The organism is Halomonas sp. Y3 (assembly GCF_024137965.1).
Classification (GTDB): Bacteria; Pseudomonadota; Gammaproteobacteria; order Pseudomonadales; family Halomonadaceae; genus Halomonas; species Halomonas mongoliensis.
On sequence record NZ_CP099975.1, the window covers coordinates 2,012,334 to 2,028,588 of the forward strand.

Below are 16,255 nucleotides of genomic sequence, written 5' to 3' on the forward strand. Positions count from 1 at the left end.
CTGCATGTTCGCTTCTCTGCGTCCCCAGCTCAACCGTTCTGTGCCCGCTCGAGCGAGATTTATGGGGTCAGGCTGCCCAGCCCAGCGGCACCATCGCCATACAGGCCCCGGTGCCGCCGAGGATGGCGAGACAGGAGGGCGTTGCCGGAGCCCCTTAGAGTGCCCAGCCCAGCTGCACCATCGCCATATAGGCCCCGGTGCCGCCAAGGATGGAGACCAGGGCATTGCGACGCCACAGATGGAGCACCACCACGACCAGTGAGGCCAGGATCATCGGCCAGCCGTTGGCGCCGGCATTGAGCTGCCCCTCCGCCAGGGGGCGGAAGTCGCGCAGGGCATAGATCACCAGGATCATCATCACCGTGGGCGGCAGGTAGCGCCCCAGGTGCAGGATCAGCGGATGCTCGGCCTGGCGCGCCAGGGCCACGAAGGGAATCACCCGGGTGGCGAAGGTGGCCAGGGCGCAGACGGCAATGAAGATCAGCAGGGTAGCGTGGCTCATGGTTGGCTCTCCCGGGGGGCATGGCGATGCAGGCGGTAGTGAGCGAGCAGCACCAGGCTCGCCGCCCCGATGGCCCCCAGCAGCAGGTGGCGGTCCGGGAGCAGCAGCAGGGCGCCGAGGCCCGTGGCCAGGGCGATGGCGAAGGGGAGCCCCTGACGCAGCCGGCGGGCCTGCTCCAGGGTCAGCACGATGAACAGGGCGGTGAGGGCAAACTCGATGCCCCGACTGTCGAACGCAAGCGTCGTGCCGATCAGGGCACCGACCAGGGAGCCCAGCACCCACCAGCCCTGATTGAGCAGGCCGATGCGCAGCGCCAGGGCGTGGTCCCGGGCGCGCTCGGGGGGCAGGGTGGTGAGCAGCGAGTAGGTCTCGTCGGTGAGCGAGAAGATCAGGTAGGGCTTGCGCCAACCGGCCCCCTGGAAACGCTTGAGCAGCGAAAGCCCGTAGAAGAGGTGGCGAGAGTTGAGCATCAGGGTCGCCACGGCCAGCTCCACCAGGCCGGCCCCGGCCGCCAGCAGCGCCACTGCCAGGAACTGGCCGGCGCCGGCATAGATCAGCAGAGACATCAGCAGGGCCGCCCAGACGGGAATGCCGACTTCGACGGCGAGAATACCAAAGGCGGCTCCCAGGGGCAGGTAGCCAAACATGACCGGCAGGGTCAGGGTGCCGGCCTCGCGCCAGGCGTTCGAGGAAGACAAGAGGTAGACTCCTTGGGTGTCCCCACGGCGGTGGGGGATGTCCATGAAGCCGATCATGGTATGCGAAATTTTCGGGATTGACAGCCCGGAGCCAGAGAATCTTCTGCAAACTGCAAGGAGGCAAGATGACACGACTAAGGGTATGGGATGTTCCGGTGCGACTCTTCCACTGGGGCATGGTCGGGGCGGTGGCCCTGGCCTTCTACACCATGAAGACACCGGGCTACCCCTTCATCTTTCCCATCGACATCCACGCCAGGGCGGGCTATGTGCTGGTCGGCCTGCTGCTGTTCCGTTGGCTCTGGGGCCTGGTGGGCAGCTATCACGCCCGCTTCACCAGCTTCCTTCACCCCCCGACGACCCTCTTCGACTACGCCAGGCGATTTCTCGGCGGCCGGCCTCCGTCCTATGCCGGACACAACCCCCTGGGCGGCATCATGGTGGTGGTGATGATGCTCTCGCTCTCCTTCCAGGTGATCAGCGGACTCTTCCTGACCGACGATATCTTCTTCAATGCGCCGCTCCACGGCCTGGTGGACCGCGGGACCGCCCGTACCCTGGCCTCGCTGCACCACCTCAATGCCAACCTGCTGATGGTGCTGATCGCCGGTCACCTGCTGGCCCTGGTGGTGCACCGCCTCAAGGGAGAGCGTCTGGTGGGCGCCATGTTTACCGGGCGCAAACCGCTGGAGGGCGCCCCGGAGGATGCGCCGGCCGAAGGGGCTGCCCGGCGCCTGGCCAGCCCCTGGCTGGCCCTGGTGGCGGTACTGATCGCCGTCCTGCCGGTGCTCTGGCTCTGGAACGCCTAGCCGCGCTCCTGGGAGCGGAGGCACCAAAAGCAGCGGGGCGGCCCTTGGGCCGCCCCGCTGCGTTCACGCTTGTTGAGGGCTCGAGCCGGCCTCAGTTGTCACGATAGTTGTCGTGACAGCTGCGGCAGGTGTTGACCACGGTGCCCATCTGGCGACGCAGGGCGCTGAACTCCTCGCCGTCGTTGGCCATCCGCGCCAGGGTGGCGGTCTCTTCACCGAGGGTCTCGGCCCTGGACGTGAAGTCATCCCTGTTATCAATGATGCCGGCCACGGCATCGGTCTCGATGCCGTGGTCGTCTCCCTGCAGGCTGCCCTCGATAAAGGCCTCCCAGGGTAGGTGAGCCAGCGCCGCCAGGTTGTTGGCGCGCAGCGCGAACTCCTCGGCGTCATAGTCGATATTGCCCTGGACCATGTCGCCGAGGGGACCGGTCTGGAAGGCCATCACGCGCAGGGCGTCCTGGCGGTACTCGATGGCCTTGTCCACGTCCAGCGCCTGGGCGGAAGCGGAGGCAAAGAGGGCAGCAGCCAGGCCGAGGCCGGCGAGCAAGGGGCGGAACGTCACGGTCATCACGATCTCCTTTCGTTATGGTTCGTATGCTCGAGCTTGAGCTAGCTCAAGCCCTGCAAGCGTAGCACGCGCTTGGGCTAGGCGCCGTCACCCGTGGCGGCCGCCCGCAGCTGGCGGCTGCGAAAGCGGGAGTAGAGGGTGCAGCCGGCGAAGAGGGTCAGCGAGCAGAGGGCGATCAGCAGACCCAGCCAGCCAACCCCGGGAAGGATGGCGACATTCACCCCGATCATGAAGTAGAGCAGGCTGACAAAGGCGAGCCACACATGACCGCGGGCGCGCTGGCCGAGCAGCGATGGCAGGAAGAGCAGCAGCGGCAGCAGAAAGGCCAGCATGGGGCGCAGGTTGCCGCTCTCGCCGCGCAGGATAAGGCCCCAGACCACCAGGGCCAGGGCCAGGGTCGCATAGCTTCCCAGCACCCAGCGCCGGGAGCGGGCGGTCAGATGGTCGAGCCCGCGCTGCGCCTCGAACTCCTCAAGCCAGCGCCTCATGACGGCTCTCCCTCGAGGCGGCCAAGCGCCAGGGCCAGGCGTGCCAGGCGGCGCCCCTGGGCCCGGGAGAGCTGTCGCTCATGGTCGTCCAGAGGCCGGTCGCTGCGTTTGCCGGCCAGGTGACTGGCGCCATAGGGAGTGCCGCCGCTGGCGGTCTCCATCAGCTCGATCTCGCTGTAGGGAAGGCCGGCATAAAGCATGCCGTGGTGCAGCAGCGGCACCAGCATGGTCAGCAGGGTGCTCTCCTGCCCCCCGTGCAGGCTGGAGGTGGAGGTGAAGGCGGTAGCGGGCTTGTCGATCAGGGCTCCGCCCAGCCATAGCTCGCTGGTGCCGTCCAGGAAGTGCTTGAGGGGGGCGGCCATGTTCCCGAAACGGGTGGGGCTGCCGATGGCAAGTCCTGAGCAGTGGCGCAGGTCATCGAGTCTGGCGTAGACCGCACCCTCGGCGGGAATCTCCGGATCCACCGCCTCGCAGGTGGGGGAGACCGGCGGCACGGTGCGCAGCCGCGCCTCGATGCCGCGCACCGATTCGACGCCGGCGGCGATCTGTTCGGCCATGGCGCGGGTGGCCCCGTGGCGGGAGTAGTAGAGGATCAGCACATAGGGCAGCGGTCGGGGGGAAGTGGCACTCATGGGGGCTCCGGGCCGGGGACAAGAGAAAAAGCGGTAAGGGGGCAGGTCAGGCCTCGAGCAGCGCCAGCACCTGCTCCGGCGGGCGGCCGATCACGGCACGTCGGCCATCATCGGCAACGGGGCGCTCCAGGAGCCTGGGGTGAGCGAGGATGGCCGCCACTACCTGCTCGAGGTCGCCGGCATCGGCATCGAGCGCCTTCCAATCGGCTTCCTTGCGGCGTACCAGCGCCTCGAGGGGCCCCTCGAGGCGAGCGATCAGCCCGCGCAGCTCCGCCTCGTCGAGGGGCTGGTCCAGGTAGCGGCGCACCGTGACGGGGGCACCGTGCTCCTCCAGCAGCGCCAGGGCCTGGCGCGACTTGGAGCAGCGTGGATTATGCAACAGGGTGATGGGGGGCATGGCGGCTCCTTGCGGGCGGCATCTTCAGCCGCGAGATCTGAATGGCCGCTATTGTAGAAGGCCCCGCCCCCCGCTCACAACCGAGCCCCCTCCGGCGCCTCCTCCGGCAGGCGGCGGTAGACCCAGGCCTCGGTGCCGTCGGCCAGCACCAGGCGCACCCGCTCGTAGCGGATGCCCAGGCGCTCGTAGCGGTCCAGACGCGCCAGCTCCTCGGCACTGACCGTGATCACCTCCCCCTCGACCCGCTCACCGGGCGCCTCCTCGAGGTCCAGGGCGCTGCGCCGGAAGTCCTCCAGCACGGCCGGTCGCGACTCCCCGGCCCGCCCGGTGACGACCCAGCGCACCAGCCCCGAGCGCAGGGTGCCGTAGACGAAGACCTCGTGGGGGCCCGCATCGATCTCGGGGAGGTGGTCGGGTCGGTCGTAGGTGAAGGGGCTGAGCATGGTCAGCCAGAGCCAGCCGGCCACGGCCAGCGGCAGGCCGATCAGGGTGACAAGCAGCAGGTGAAGGCGTCGCATGGGGGCTCCGTCGGCATGGAAAGGTCCATCCTGCCACGGCTATCGGCGCCTGCCGAGCCGGGCGCAGGGACGCCTTATCCCGCCCCCCGGGCTCTGCTAGGATAGAGCCTCTCTTGACGATCGGGAGGTGTGTCATGACTCAGTCGGCGCGTAGCGACCTCGATTTCCAGGCCCTGATGGGCGATGTGCGCCCACTCTCCCGGGGCGCCAACCGAGCCGATCCTGGCCATGGCCGGCGGGGCCCCAGCGAGGCGCAGCTGGCCCGGCGCGAGAGCGCCGCGGCAGAGGTGGAAGGGCACGGCTTTCTCTCCGATGACTTCGTCGACCTGGTGCCTCCCTTCGATCCGCTGGCCTTTCGTCGCGACGGCATCCAGCAGGGGGTGGTCGACCGCCTGCGCCACGGCGGCTATGCGGACCAGGCGCGCCTGCACCTGCTGCGCCGTCCGCTGGAGGAGTGCCGGCGAGCGCTTACGCCCTTCATCCACGAGGCCTTCGCCCACGACCTGCGCTCGGTGCTGATCGTCCACGGCCGCGGCCAGGCCATCGACAGCCCGCCCAATGTGCTGCGCTCCTACCTGGCCAAGTGGCTGCCCCAGTTTCCCGAGGTCCAGGCCTTCGTCTCCGCCCAGCCCTCCGACGGCGGCCTCGGCGCTACCTGGGTGATGCTGCGCAAGAGCGAGCGGGCCCGCGCGGCCAACCGCGAGCGGCAGCAGAAGCGGCGGGGATAAGCCCCGCCTCAAGCACGCAAGCCCTTGCTGGCGACAGGCCCCGATGAGCCTCAGGCGTAGGCCGGGGCCTCTTCACGGGCCTGGGCCCACTCCCGCTCGCGGCGGCGAAACAGCGGCTCGGGCTGGTCCACGGCCGGCTGGTAGGCGCGGCTGAAGGCGCCCAGCGCCCGCTGGGCGTCCTCCAGCCACTGGTCCTCGCGCAGGGAGAGGCCGTCGAAGCCGCAGCGGGTCATGAAGTAGAGCTGGTCCACCAGCACATCCCCCACCGCGCGAATCTCCCCCCGGTAGCCGTAGCGCTCGCGCAGCAGGCGGGCCAGGCTGTAGCCGCGCCCATCGGTGAACTTCGGAAAGTCCACGGCGATCAGCGGCGCCTCGGCGAGGCGCTCGGCCAGGGCGTCGGTGAGCTCGGTGTCGGCCGAAAGCCAGGGCGCGCGGGCCGGGTTTTCCGCCTCCTCGAGCCAGGCGTCGAGGGGCAGGATGGCGGCGGCAGCGGCCGGTGCCGCTCCCTCCCGGACCAGGGTCCAGGTATCCGCGGCGGGCTGGCCGCGGAACAGATAGGGGCGTGCGATGGGGGCTTGATCAGGCATAGACCCGCTCCTTGAAGGGTTTGAGGCCGATACGGCGGTAGGTGTCGAGGAAGGTCTCGCCGTCGCTGCGCTCACCGACGTAGACCTTAAGCAGGGTGTCGATCACCTCGGGGACCTTCTCGCGGCTGAAGGAGGGGCCGAGGATCTTGCCCAGCGAGGCCTGGTTGCCCTGGGCGCCGCCCAGCGAGATCTGGTACCACTCCTCGCCCTTCTTGTCGACGCCCAGGATGCCGATCTGGCCCACGTGGTGATGGCCGCAGGCGTTCATGCAGCCGGAGATGTTGAGCTCCAGGGGGCCGAGGTCGTAGAGGAAGTCGAGGTCGTCGAAGCGCTCCTGGATGGCGTGGGCCACCGGGATCGACTTGGCGTTGGCCAGGCCGCAGTAGTCGCCGCCGGGGCAGCAGATCAGGTCGGCCAGGGTGCCCACGGTGGGGTTGGCCAGGCCGAGTGCCTGAAGCTCGTGCCAGAGCGCCTCGATCCGGTCCACCGGCACGTCGGAGAGCACCAGGTTCTGCTCGTGAGTCACCCTGAGCTCCCCGAAGCTGTACTCGTCGGCCAGATCGGCGATCTGGTGCATCTGTTCCCAGGTGGCATCGCCGGGGGATTGGCCGGCGCGCTTGAGCGACAGGGTCACCGCCTTGTAGCCGGGCACCTTGTGACCGGTGACGTTGTTGGTCACGAAGCGGGCGAAGGCGCGGTTCTCGCCGCGCAGCCGCTCGAAGGCGTCGATGGCCTCGGCGCTGACCGGCCGGCGCTCGGGATCCACGAAATGCGCGGCAACGGCGTCCACGGTCTGGCGCGTCAGGGTCTGGGGGCCATCCTTGAGATGGGCCCACTCCGCCTCCACCCGGCGGCGGAACTCCTCGATGCCCAGCGCCTTGACCAGGATCTTGATGCGCGCCTTGAACTTGTTGTCGCGGCGGCCGAACTGGTTGTAGACCCGCACCAGGGCCTCGAGGTAGGTGAGCAGATGCTGCCAGGGCAGGTCCTCGCGGACCACGTCGGCGATCATCGGGGTGCGCCCCAGGCCGCCTCCGGCCAGCACCCTGGCCCGCACCTCGCCGGCGTCGTCGCGCCACAGGCGCAGCCCCACGTCGTGGACCTGGATGGCGGCACGGTCCTCGGCGGCGCCGGTCACCGCGATCTTGAACTTGCGCGGCAGGTAGGCGAACTCCGGATGGAAAGTGGACCACTGGCGGATCAGCTCGCACCAGGGGCGGGGGTCGACCTCCTCATCCTCGGCCACGCCGGCGAACTGGTCGGTGGTGGTATTGCGGATGTCGTTGCCGCTGGTCTGGATGGCATGCATCTGAACGCTGGCAAGCTCCGCGAGCATGTCCGGCACGGTCTCGAGCTTCGGCCAGTTCAGCTGCAGGTTGGTGCGCGTGGTGAAGTGGCCGTAGCCGCGGTCGTAGTCCCGGGCCAGGTCGCCCAGCTTGCGCAGCTGATAGGCGGCAAGCATGCCGTAGGGAATGGCGATGCGCAGCATGGGTGCGTGGCGCTGGACATAGAGCCCGTTCTGCACGCGCAGCGGAAGAAACTCCTCCTCGCTGAGCCGGCCGGCCAGATAGCGCTCCATCTGGTCGCGGAACTGGGCAACGCGTTCGTTGACGAGGGTCTGGTCATGGGTGTCGTAGCGGTACATTCAGCCGTTCCTGCTGCAGTGAAGGGTGGCAGAGCCTGAAGGTGCACCATACGCGCCGCAGCTTATTCTTTGAAAGAATAAATATTCATACTTTTTATTCGAAAAGTAATTAAAAGCTAGATCTGCAGCGACTGCCAGCGTCGGCGCTGCCAGATCACCGCGAACCAGGCAGAGTTGAGGCAGCGGTAGGCCAGCTGTACCCACCATATTCCCAGCAGCCCCTGCTCCAGCCCCACGCCAACCCACCAGGCCAGGGGCAGGAACAGCAGCCACTGCAGGCCGAGGGTGGTGCTCATCACGGTGCGGTTGGCTCCGGCGCCCAGCAGCGCCTGGGCCAGCACCAGGGCAGCGGCATCCAGCACGATCATCAGCGCGGTGAGCTGCAGCGGCAGCCGACCCATTTCGATCAGCGCCGGGTCGTGGAGGAAGAGGCCGAGCACCAGCTCCGGAAAGAGCGCCATGGGCAGCGCCAAAGCCGCCAGGCAGAGCCAGGCCAGATGAACCACCTCCCAGCCCCAGCGGTGGGCGTCCCGTCGGGCGTTGCGGCCCAGTGCCTGACCCACCAGGCTCATGGCCGCCATGCCGAGCCCCACGCCGGGCAGGATCAGCAGCAGGGAGAGGTTGACCAGCACGTGGCCCACGGCGACGCTGCGGGTGTCGATCTGGCCCAGGATCCAGAACAGCACGGCGTAGCCGGCGGCAAACCAGAGCTGCTGGAAGGAGTGGGGCGTCGCCAGGCGCAGGGTGGTGGCCAGGATCGACTGCCCGGGGCGCTCGCCAAGAAAGCCGCTGCCCCGGGCATGGCGGACGCTGATCAGCGCCCAGATGGCGAGCCCAGCGAAGAGCGACAGGGTGGTGCCGGCGCCTGCGCCGGCGGGCCCCATGGCGGGAAGCCCCAGGTGGCCGAAGATCAGCGCGAGGCTGGCCGCCACGTTGATGGCGTGCATGGCGAGGATGATGCGCAGATAGATGCCGGTCTGCTGGATACCGTTCCAGTAGCCCCGGAAGCAGAAGATCATCGCCACCGCCACCAGGGACACCACTCGCCAACGAAAGTACTCCACCGCCACGGCGTTGACCGCCGGGTCCTGGTTGATAAGCGCCAGCAGTCGGGGCGCCTGCCACAGGCAGAGCAGGGTGATCGGCAGAGAGGTCGCCAGGGCGATCAGCAGGCCCGCGTTGAGCGGCACGGCGCGGCGCTCCCAGGCCTCTTCTCCGTGGCGCCGGGCGGTCTGAGCCTGGACTCCCGAGGAGAGCCCGAACACCAGGGCGGTGACCATGAACATGGCATAGCCGCCGACTCCTACCCCGGCCAGGGGCACCTCGCCCAGCGAGCCCACCATGGCGGAATCGATCAGGTTGATCAGGCTCTGGGAGAGCATGCCGGCAATGATGGGCAGGGCGAGACGCAGGATCGTCTGGCGGCGGCTGGGCTCGGGCAGCATGAAGTTCCGTTAGGTCAGGGGCCCGACGAGCGGGCCTCTCTCAGCCAGATGCCGACTCAGGCCGGGTCATAGGAGAGCACCGGCGCCAGCCAGCGCTCCAGCTCGGCAACGCTCATGGCCTTGCGCTCGGCCAGAACCTCCACCTGGTCCCGGGTGATCTTGCCGGTGGCGAAGTACTTCGACTGCGGATGAGAGAAGTACCAGCCGGCCACCGCCGCGGCGGGCCACATGGCGAAGTTCTCGGTCAGCACCAGGCCGCTGTTCTCGGTGGCGTCGAGCAGCCGGAAGAGCGTCGCCTTCTCGGTGTGGTCCGGGCAGGCGGGGTAGCCCGGCGCGGGGCGGATGCCCTGGTACTTTTCGGCGATCAGCGCCTCGTTGTCCAGGGCCTCCTCGGGCACATAGCCCCAGAACTCCTTGCGCACCCGCTCGTGCAGGCGCTCGGCAAAGGCCTCGGCCATGCGGTCGGTGAGGGCCTGGACCATGATGGCGTTGTAGTCGTCACCGGCGGCCTTGTACTGCTCGGCCAGCGCTTCGACGCCGTGGCCGGCGGTGACCGCAAAGCCGCCGATCCAGTCGGGCTTGCCGCTCGGCTCTCCCTTTGCGTCATAACGGGGCGCGATAAAGTCGGCCAGGCTGTAGCAGACGCCGTCGCGATTCTTGGTGCTCTGCTGGCGGATATGGTGGAGCCGCTCGATCACCTCGGTGCGCGATTCATCCGCGTAGACCTCGATGACGTCGTCATCCACGCTGTTGGCCGGCCACAGGCCGATCACGCCCCGGGCCTGGATGCGCTTCTCGTCGATCAGCTTGGCCAGCATCGCCTGGGCATCGCGGAAGAGGCTGCGCGCCGCCTCGCCCACCTTCTCGTCCTCGAGAATCTTCGGATACTTGCCGGCCAGCTGCCAGCTCATGAAGAAGGGGGTCCAGTCGATGCGCTCGACCAGCTCCTCGAGGTCGTAGTCGTCGAAGACCTGAAGGCCCGTGAAGGCCGGCCGGGGCGGCGTGTAGCCCGCCCAGTCCACGCTGAACTTGCGGGCGCGCGCCTCGGCGTAGCTGAGGTCGGCGGCCTTGGGGCGGCGCTTGGCGTTGCGCTCGCGGACCTTCTCGTACTCGGCGCGGATCTCGGCGGTATAGGCCGGCTTGAGCTCGGCCGAGAGCAGCTTGCCCGCCACGCCCACGGCCCGGGAGGCATCGGCCACATAGATCACCGGATGCTCGTAGCCGGGCTCGATCTTCACCGCGGTGTGGGCCTTGGAGGTGGTGGCGCCACCGATCAGCAGCGGCAGTTCGAAGCCCTGGCGCTGCATCTCCTTGGCCACGTGGACCATCTCGTCCAGGGACGGAGTGATCAGCCCGGAGAGCCCGATGATATCGGCGTTCTCGGCCCTGGCCGTCTGCAGGATCTTCTCCGCGGGCACCATGACGCCGAGGTCGACCACATCATAGTTGTTGCACTGCAGGACCACGCCGACGATGTTCTTGCCGATATCGTGCACGTCGCCCTTGACCGTGGCCATGACGATCTTTCCCTTAGCCTGGGTTTCACCGCTCTTTTCCGCCTCGATGAAGGGGATCAGGTAGGCCACCGCCTGCTTCATGACCCGGGCCGACTTCACTACCTGGGGCAGGAACATCTTGCCGGCGCCAAAGAGGTCGCCGACCACGTTCATGCCGTCCATCAGCGGCCCCTCGATCACCTCGATGGGGCGCGCCGCCTCCTGGCGCGCCTGCTCGGTATCTTCCTCGATGTGGACAGTGATCCCCTTGACCAGGGCGTGCTCGATGCGCTTGTTGACCGGCCAGGAGCGCCACTCCAGATCCTCCTTCTTGGCCGCACCGCCACCGTCGCCCTTGTACTTCTCGGCCAGGTCCACCAGCCGCTCGGTGCTGTCGGCGCGACGGTTCTGGACCACGTCCTCCACCGCCTCGCGCAGCTCCTCGGGCAGATCGTCGTAGACCGCCAGCTGGCCGGCGTTGACGATGCCCATGGTCAGCCCGGCGCGAATGGCGTGGTAGAGGAACACCGAGTGGATCGCCTCGCGCACCGGGTTATTGCCCCGGAAGGAGAAGGAGACGTTGGAGACGCCGCCGGAAACCAGGGCATGGGGCAGGTGCTCACGGATCCACCGGGTGGCCTCGATGAAGTCCATCGCGTAGTTGTTGTGCTCCTCGATGCCGGTGGCGATGGCGAAGATGTTGGGGTCGAAGATGATGTCTTCCGGCGGGAAGTCCAGCTCATCAACCAGCAGGCGGTAGGCGCGCTCGCAGATCTCGGTCTTGCGGGCGAAGGTATCGGCCTGGCCGACCTCGTCGAAGGCCATGACCACCACGGCGGCACCGTGGCGCCGGCAGATGGTGGCCTGCTCGCGGAAGGCCGCCTCGCCCTCCTTGAGCGAGATGGAGTTGACCACCGCCTTGCCCTGCACGCACTTGAGCCCCGCCTCGATGATCTCCCACTTGGAGGAGTCGATCATGATCGGCACCCGGGCGATGTCGGGCTCGCCGGCGATCAGGTTCAGGAAGCGCACCATCGCCTCCTGGGACTCCAGCATCCCCTCGTCCATGTTGATGTCGATCACCTGGGCGCCGTTCTCCACCTGCTCCAGGGCCACCTCGAGGGCCGTGGTGAAGTCCTCCTCGACGATCAGGCGCTTGAAGCGCGCCGAGCCGGTGACGTTGGTGCGCTCACCGACGTTGACGAACAGGGAGTCCGCCTCGATGTTGAACGGCTCCAGGCCGGACAGGCGGCAGGCCCGCGGAATCTCGGGCACCCGGCGGGGCGCCAGGCCCTCGATGGCGCGGCGGATGGCGGCGATATGCTCGGGCGTTGAGCCGCAGCAGCCGCCGATGATATTGACCAGGCCGCTTGCGGCGAACTCACCGACGATGGTCGCCATCTCTTCCGGGGTCTGGTCGTACTCGCCGAACTCGTTGGGCAGGCCGGCGTTGGGGTGGGCGGAGACGAAGGTATCCGCCTTGGTGGAGAGCTCCTCCACGTAGGGGCGCAGCTCCTCGGCTCCCAGGGCGCAGTTGAGACCCACCGCCAGGGGGCGGGCGTGGCGCACCGAGTTCCAGAAGGCCTCGGTGGTCTGGCCCGAGAGGGTGCGGCCGGAGGCGTCGGTGATGGTACCGGAGATCATCACCGGCAGGCGCTCGCCGCGATCTTCGAAGAGCTCCTCCAGGGCGTAGATGGCCGCCTTGGCGTTGAGGGTATCGAAGATGGTCTCGATCAGGATCAGGTCGCTGCCGCCCTCGATCAGGGCCTCGGCCGCCTCATAGTAGTTCTCGCGCAGGGCATCGAAGGTGACGTTGCGCTTGGCGGGGTCATTGACGTCCGGGGAGAGCGAGGCGGTGCGCGAGGTGGGGCCCAGCACCCCGGCCACGTAGCGGGGCACCCCGGTGCGGGCGGCCACGTCATCGCAGGCCGCTCGCGCCAGGCGCGCCGCCTCGAGGTTGATCTCCGGCACCAGCGCCTCCATGCCGTAGTCGGCCTGGGAGAGACGGGTGCTGTTGAAGGTGTTGGTCTCGACGATGTCGGCCCCCGCCTCCAGGTACTCCTGGTGCAGGCGGGTGATCAGCTCGGGGCAGGTCAGCACCAGCAGGTCGTTGTTGCCCTTGAGGTCGGAGGGCCAGTCGGCGAAGCGCTCGCCGCGGAAGTCGGCTTCCGAGAGGCCCGCATTCTGAATCATGGTGCCCATGCCTCCATCGAGCATCAGGATGCGCTCGTTGAGGCTGTCGGTCAGGGAAGCGGTCTGGGCGGTGGGAAGGGCGGCCATGGTCAGGTCTTGTCTCCAGCGAAGTTCGCATCCGGGTGCAGGGCCGCACGGACGCCTGGTGGCGTCTTCTCACAGGGCGGCCCGGAATGGGGCGCTATGGTAACAAAAGCGCCGGGCCAGGGGCAGGCTGGGAGCGCAAAGACCCAGCAATTCACTCGGGATTGTCACTTGGCGTCCGCTGCCTTACCATATTCCCTATGCAAACCCTGACGCGCGACCTGCCAAGAGCAGCATGGGGCCGCGGTCCGAACAGCGAGAGATTCTATCAGCATGAGCCAGCCCATCGAGATCACCGATAGCGCCCAGGAGTACCTTGCCGAGCTGCTCGAGAAGCAGAACGTCGAGGGTATCGCCGTGCGTATTTTCATCACGCAGCCGGGCACCCCCTACGCGGAGACCTGCCTGGCCTACTGCCGCCCCGGGGAGGAGGAGCCCAGCGACGAGCGGCTCGACCTGCCCAAGCTTGGCGTCTACCTCGACAAGAACAGCCTGCCTTTCCTCGAGGAGGCCGTGGTCGACTTCAACAAGGATCGCATGGGCGGCCAGCTCACCATCAAGGCGCCCAACGCCAAGATGCCCAAGGTCAATGCCGACAGCCCCCTGGAGGATCGCGTCAACTATATCCTCTACAGCGAGATCAACCCGGGCCTGGCCGCCCACGGCGGCGAGATCAAGCTGATCGAGCTCACCGAGGAGAAGGTGGCGGTGCTGGCCTTCGGCGGCGGCTGCCAGGGCTGCGCCGCGGTGGACCTGACCCTCAAGGAGGGCGTCGAGAAGACCCTGATTGAGCGCATCCCTGAGCTGGCCGGCATTCGCGACGTGACCGACCATACGGACACCACCAACGCCTACTACCGCTAGGCTGGCCAGGCGGGCAAGATCCCGCCCTGGGCTATTTCTCCGAAGGCTCCGCTGCGGCGGGGCCTTCCTCGTTCCTGGCCTCCGCCGGCTCCTCACGGGCCGCCGGGGTCTGCCACAGGCAGCGGTGCAGCTGCTCCTCCAGGTTGCGAAGGCGCAGCGCCTGCTCCTCGATGGTGCGCTTCTGCTCATCGACCCGCGCCTGAAGCAGCGCCTGCTCGTGGCGCCGGGTGTCGGCGAGGGTCTCGGCCTGGCGGCGGGCCCAGTCGGTATCACGGTGCTTGCGCTCCTCCTCGACCAGCAGGCCGCGGGACTCCTGCAGCTGCTGCTCCAGGCGTGAGTGCCGCTTCTCCAGCTGGGCCTCCCGCGCCGCCGCGCTCTTCTCCTGGGCCTGGCGCTCCTGGCGCGCCTCGTCGAGGAGTCCCATCAGGCGGGCCTCGGCGCTCTCGTGGCGCTGCTCCTCCCGGGCCAGGCGCTCGCGCTGCTCGGCCTCCAGGGTGCCAAGGGCCTGCTGATGCTCCCGAGCCTGGCTGGCCATCTCGCCGCGAATACGCTCCAGGAGCCCCTCCAGCTCGGCGCGGCGACTCTCGAGGCGCCTGACCCGGCTATCGAGCTGGTCTCTCTCGGCTTCGCAGTGGGCCAGGGCGGCGCTGCGCTCCTCCAGGCGCTGCTCGGTGTGGGTCAGGTGGGCGGCCAGGGCCGCTTCGCGCTGTGAGGCATCCTCTGCCTGGCGCCGCGCCTCGGCCACCCGCGCCTCCGCGGCCTCGACCCGGCCGTCTGCCTCCTCGCGATAGTGGGCCAGGGCGGCATTGGCGCTCTCCTCGGCTTTCTGCCACAGCGCTTCGGCCAGCTCCTGAAGTGCGGCCGGCATGCCGCGGGGCGGGGGGACGTCGCGATTCTCCTCCCGGCGGGTGCGCCACTCGCGCAGGTGCTCGCTGATGGTGGTGAAGCTTCCCGTGCCCAGCACCTCCCGCACCTTCTGCACGCTGGGCGACTCCCCCCTGGCCAGCAGGTCGTCGATGGCCCGCTGCACATCCTCGTACTGCACGCCGCTGCGCGCCATATCGCCTCTCCTCGTGTCGTTCCGGGCCCGCCGGGTGCCTCCCCGATGGCGGGAGCGCGGCGGCGGGGCTCGATGGGCGCAGCATATCCCGGCCAGGCCCAGAAGGGAAGGTTATTACATATTGCGTATTATGTAATTTACGATACGATAGATGCAGATAAATCAAGATTACGCGGCTTATCTTGCTTTTCTTTCGGAATAGCGGGGATACTGGCTCGCGAGGGGCGAGGGGCGAGGGGCGAGGGGCGAGGGGCGAGGGGCGAGGGGCGAGGGGCGAGGGGCGAGGGGCGAGGGGCGAGGGGCGAGGGGCGAGGGGCGAGGGGCGAGGGGCGAGGGGCGAGGAGTGAGGAGTGAGGAGTGCGCAGAATGAACCGTGAGCCGGTGCCGACAAGCACCCTGCCTGACCGGGTAGATCAGCCAGTAGCCGGGCAGGGCGTTCATATCAGTGCGCGCAGCGACGTCGAAGCGGTGGCCCAGTGGCTCGCCGAATACCGCGCCAGCCCGCAAACGCAGCGTACCTACCGCCGCGAAGCCGAACGGCTGCTGCTCTGGCTGGCGGAGCAGGGGCTCGGGCTTGGCGAGGTGCGCCGTGCGCATCTGGACGCCTTCGAGGCCTTTCTCGCCGACCCGCGCCCCAGGGAGCGCTGGGTGGGGCCGCCCAGGCCCCGGCAGGCCGACGACTGGCGCCCCTTTCGCGGGCCGCTGTCGCCGGCGAGCCGCCGCCAGTCCCTTGTCATCCTCCAGGGCCTGTACGCCTGGCTTGCCGAGGCGGGGTGGGTGGCCCACAACCCCTTCCGGCTGATGCGCGACAAGCGCCGGCGCCTGGACAACCGCCAGGCGCGCATCGAGCGCTACCTGGAGACCCCGCTCTGGGAATGGCTATGGGCCTGGCTCGGCCGGCCGGTGGAGGAGGGCGCCTCGGCGCGCCAGTGCTTCGAGTGGCAGCGCCGCCGCCTGGTCTTCGGCTTCGCCTATCTGCTGGCTCCGCGCATCAGCGAGATGAGCGCGGCGCGCATGGGCGACTTTCACCGCCGCGAGGGGCGCTGGTGGTGGCGGGTGACGGGGAAGGGCGACAAGCTGGCGGTGATCCCGGTGCCGCCTGACATGATGGCGCTGCTGGGCGACTGGCGCGAGAGCCTGGGACTTGCCCGGGAACCGCTGCCGGATGATGCCGCGCCGCTGCTGCGCGCCCTGGATGGTCGGCGCGGTATCGGCGACAACCGGCTCTATCGGCTGATCCGGGAGGCGTTCGCGGAGGCGGCTACCGCCATGGAGGCGGGGCAGGGGGAGGCGGGCAGGCCAGGGGCGATGCGGCTGCGTCAGGCAACGCCCCACTGGCTGCGCCATACGGCGCTGACCCACCAGGCTCAGGCCGGCGTGGAGCTGCGGTACCTGGCCGCCACCGCCCGCCACGCGAGGTTAGACACCACGGCGCGCTACCTCCACGCGGAGGACGAGGCCTGGCACCGCCAGCAGGCGCGCCACGGCCTGATCGCCTCAATCCCCCTTGACTCCCAAGGTGGGAGCTCATAGGATTCTCC

General features: G+C 68.5%; 16 protein-coding genes. 4 read left to right on the forward strand and 12 right to left on the reverse strand.

All coding sequences use genetic code 11. The annotated features are described in order from the left end of the window. Nucleotides 1-154: 154 nt before the first annotated feature. Together NHL60_RS09590 and NHL60_RS09595 are read right to left on the reverse strand one after the other, a co-directional pair. Entirely contained in the window at nt 155-502 is a 348-nt protein-coding gene (locus NHL60_RS09590) for a branched-chain amino acid transporter permease (protein WP_253451814.1), read from the reverse strand. Continuing rightward, nucleotides 499-1,200 (reverse strand): AzlC family ABC transporter permease, encoded by a 702-nt coding sequence (locus tag NHL60_RS09595; protein WP_253451818.1) that lies wholly within the window; start codon nt 1,198-1,200, stop codon nt 499-501. Before NHL60_RS09595 ends, NHL60_RS09590 begins: the two co-directional genes overlap by 4 nt. Nucleotides 1,201-1,325: 125 nt before the next feature. Here NHL60_RS09595 and NHL60_RS09600 point away from each other — a divergent pair, with 125 nt between their 5' ends. Next, the gene (locus tag NHL60_RS09600; RefSeq protein ID WP_253451821.1) at nt 1,326-2,009 is read left to right on the forward strand and encodes a cytochrome b/b6 domain-containing protein; all 684 of its coding nucleotides are present in this window, start codon (nt 1,326-1,328) and stop codon (nt 2,007-2,009) included. Nucleotides 2,010-2,100: 91 nt separating this feature from the next. On the opposite strand, the gene NHL60_RS09605 is transcribed toward NHL60_RS09600, so the two are convergent. From NHL60_RS09605 to NHL60_RS09625, 5 genes are all read right to left on the reverse strand, one after another. After that, nucleotides 2,101-2,577, reverse strand: a complete 477-nt coding sequence (locus tag NHL60_RS09605) for a cytochrome c (protein ID WP_253451824.1) — start codon at nt 2,575-2,577, stop codon at nt 2,101-2,103. Between the two features lie 77 nt (nt 2,578-2,654). After that, complete coding sequence (locus NHL60_RS09610; protein WP_253451826.1) at nt 2,655-3,065, reverse strand: DUF2069 domain-containing protein; 411 nt, start codon at nt 3,063-3,065, stop codon at nt 2,655-2,657. After that, nucleotides 3,062-3,697 carry an NAD(P)H:quinone oxidoreductase gene (gene wrbA / locus NHL60_RS09615; protein ID WP_253451829.1) on the reverse strand — a complete coding sequence of 212 codons (636 nt, stop codon included), beginning with the start codon at nt 3,695-3,697 and terminating at the stop codon, nt 3,062-3,064. The genes NHL60_RS09610 and wrbA overlap by 4 nt, the downstream gene beginning before the upstream one ends. A 46-nt stretch (nt 3,698-3,743) precedes the next feature. Further along, on the reverse strand, nt 3,744-4,094 hold the full coding sequence (locus tag NHL60_RS09620; RefSeq protein WP_253451832.1) for an arsenate reductase family protein: 351 nt from the start codon (nt 4,092-4,094) through the stop codon (nt 3,744-3,746). 74 nt (nt 4,095-4,168) lie between these two features. Beyond that, nucleotides 4,169-4,612 carry a gamma-glutamylcyclotransferase family protein gene (locus tag NHL60_RS09625; RefSeq protein WP_253451835.1) on the reverse strand — a complete coding sequence of 148 codons (444 nt, stop codon included), beginning with the start codon at nt 4,610-4,612 and terminating at the stop codon, nt 4,169-4,171. Nucleotides 4,613-4,746: 134 nt separating this feature from the next. Here NHL60_RS09625 and smrA point away from each other — a divergent pair, with 134 nt between their 5' ends. Beyond that, a complete protein-coding gene (gene smrA / locus NHL60_RS09630) occupies nt 4,747-5,340 on the forward strand; it encodes a DNA endonuclease SmrA (RefSeq protein ID WP_253451838.1) in 594 nt (197 codons plus the stop codon). A 50-nt stretch (nt 5,341-5,390) separates the two neighbouring features. Here smrA and NHL60_RS09635 read toward each other — a convergent pair whose 3' ends face one another. From NHL60_RS09635 to metH, 4 genes are all read right to left on the reverse strand, one after another. After that, complete coding sequence (locus NHL60_RS09635; protein ID WP_253451841.1) at nt 5,391-5,927, reverse strand: DUF934 domain-containing protein; 537 nt, start codon at nt 5,925-5,927, stop codon at nt 5,391-5,393. Beyond that, complete coding sequence (locus NHL60_RS09640) at nt 5,920-7,572, reverse strand: nitrite/sulfite reductase (protein ID WP_253451844.1); 1,653 nt, start codon at nt 7,570-7,572, stop codon at nt 5,920-5,922. The genes NHL60_RS09635 and NHL60_RS09640 overlap by 8 nt, the downstream gene beginning before the upstream one ends. Before the next feature lie 116 nt (nt 7,573-7,688). Continuing rightward, on the reverse strand, nt 7,689-9,017 hold the full coding sequence (locus tag NHL60_RS09645) for an MATE family efflux transporter (protein ID WP_253451847.1): 1,329 nt from the start codon (nt 9,015-9,017) through the stop codon (nt 7,689-7,691). 56 nt (nt 9,018-9,073) lie between these two features. After that, nucleotides 9,074-12,793: a methionine synthase gene (gene metH / locus NHL60_RS09650; protein ID WP_253451850.1), complete on the reverse strand. Its 3,720-nt coding sequence runs from the start codon at nt 12,791-12,793 to the stop codon at nt 9,074-9,076. Nucleotides 12,794-13,063: 270 nt separating this feature from the next. Here metH and nfuA point away from each other — a divergent pair, with 270 nt between their 5' ends. Then, nucleotides 13,064-13,654 carry a Fe-S biogenesis protein NfuA gene (gene nfuA, locus NHL60_RS09655; RefSeq protein WP_253451853.1) on the forward strand — a complete coding sequence of 197 codons (591 nt, stop codon included), beginning with the start codon at nt 13,064-13,066 and terminating at the stop codon, nt 13,652-13,654. Between the two features lie 31 nt (nt 13,655-13,685). Here the strand turns inward: nfuA and NHL60_RS09660 are convergent, their stop codons facing one another. Then, nucleotides 13,686-14,714 carry a DNA-binding protein gene (locus NHL60_RS09660; RefSeq protein WP_253451856.1) on the reverse strand — a complete coding sequence of 343 codons (1,029 nt, stop codon included), beginning with the start codon at nt 14,712-14,714 and terminating at the stop codon, nt 13,686-13,688. A 366-nt stretch (nt 14,715-15,080) separates the two neighbouring features. Here NHL60_RS09660 and NHL60_RS09665 point away from each other — a divergent pair, with 366 nt between their 5' ends. Further along, a complete protein-coding gene (locus NHL60_RS09665) occupies nt 15,081-16,247 on the forward strand; it encodes a tyrosine-type recombinase/integrase (protein ID WP_253451858.1) in 1,167 nt (388 codons plus the stop codon). Nucleotides 16,248-16,255: the final 8 nt, after the last annotated feature.

Excerpts from the sequence above, each read along its gene's own strand:
- NHL60_RS09590 (WP_253451814.1), bottom strand. The coding sequence starts at position 502 with ATGAGCCACGCTACCCTGCTGATCTTCATTGCCGTCTGCGCCCTGGCC.
- NHL60_RS09600 (WP_253451821.1), top strand. The coding sequence starts at position 1,326 with ATGACACGACTAAGGGTATGGGATGTTCCGGTGCGACTCTTCCACTGG.
- NHL60_RS09605 (WP_253451824.1), bottom strand. The coding sequence starts at position 2,577 with ATGACCGTGACGTTCCGCCCCTTGCTCGCCGGCCTCGGCCTGGCTGCT.
- NHL60_RS09610 (WP_253451826.1), bottom strand. The coding sequence starts at position 3,065 with ATGAGGCGCTGGCTTGAGGAGTTCGAGGCGCAGCGCGGGCTCGACCAT.
- wrbA (WP_253451829.1), bottom strand. The coding sequence starts at position 3,697 with ATGAGTGCCACTTCCCCCCGACCGCTGCCCTATGTGCTGATCCTCTAC.
- NHL60_RS09620 (WP_253451832.1), bottom strand. The coding sequence starts at position 4,094 with ATGCCCCCCATCACCCTGTTGCATAATCCACGCTGCTCCAAGTCGCGC.
- NHL60_RS09625 (WP_253451835.1), bottom strand. The coding sequence starts at position 4,612 with ATGCGACGCCTTCACCTGCTGCTTGTCACCCTGATCGGCCTGCCGCTG.
- smrA (WP_253451838.1), top strand. The coding sequence starts at position 4,747 with ATGACTCAGTCGGCGCGTAGCGACCTCGATTTCCAGGCCCTGATGGGC.
- NHL60_RS09635 (WP_253451841.1), bottom strand. The coding sequence starts at position 5,927 with ATGCCTGATCAAGCCCCCATCGCACGCCCCTATCTGTTCCGCGGCCAG.
- NHL60_RS09640 (WP_253451844.1), bottom strand. The coding sequence starts at position 7,572 with ATGTACCGCTACGACACCCATGACCAGACCCTCGTCAACGAACGCGTT.
- NHL60_RS09645 (WP_253451847.1), bottom strand. The coding sequence starts at position 9,017 with ATGCTGCCCGAGCCCAGCCGCCGCCAGACGATCCTGCGTCTCGCCCTG.
- metH (WP_253451850.1), bottom strand. The coding sequence starts at position 12,793 with ATGGCCGCCCTTCCCACCGCCCAGACCGCTTCCCTGACCGACAGCCTC.
- nfuA (WP_253451853.1), top strand. The coding sequence starts at position 13,064 with ATGAGCCAGCCCATCGAGATCACCGATAGCGCCCAGGAGTACCTTGCC.
- NHL60_RS09660 (WP_253451856.1), bottom strand. The coding sequence starts at position 14,714 with ATGGCGCGCAGCGGCGTGCAGTACGAGGATGTGCAGCGGGCCATCGAC.
- NHL60_RS09665 (WP_253451858.1), top strand. The coding sequence starts at position 15,081 with ATGAACCGTGAGCCGGTGCCGACAAGCACCCTGCCTGACCGGGTAGAT.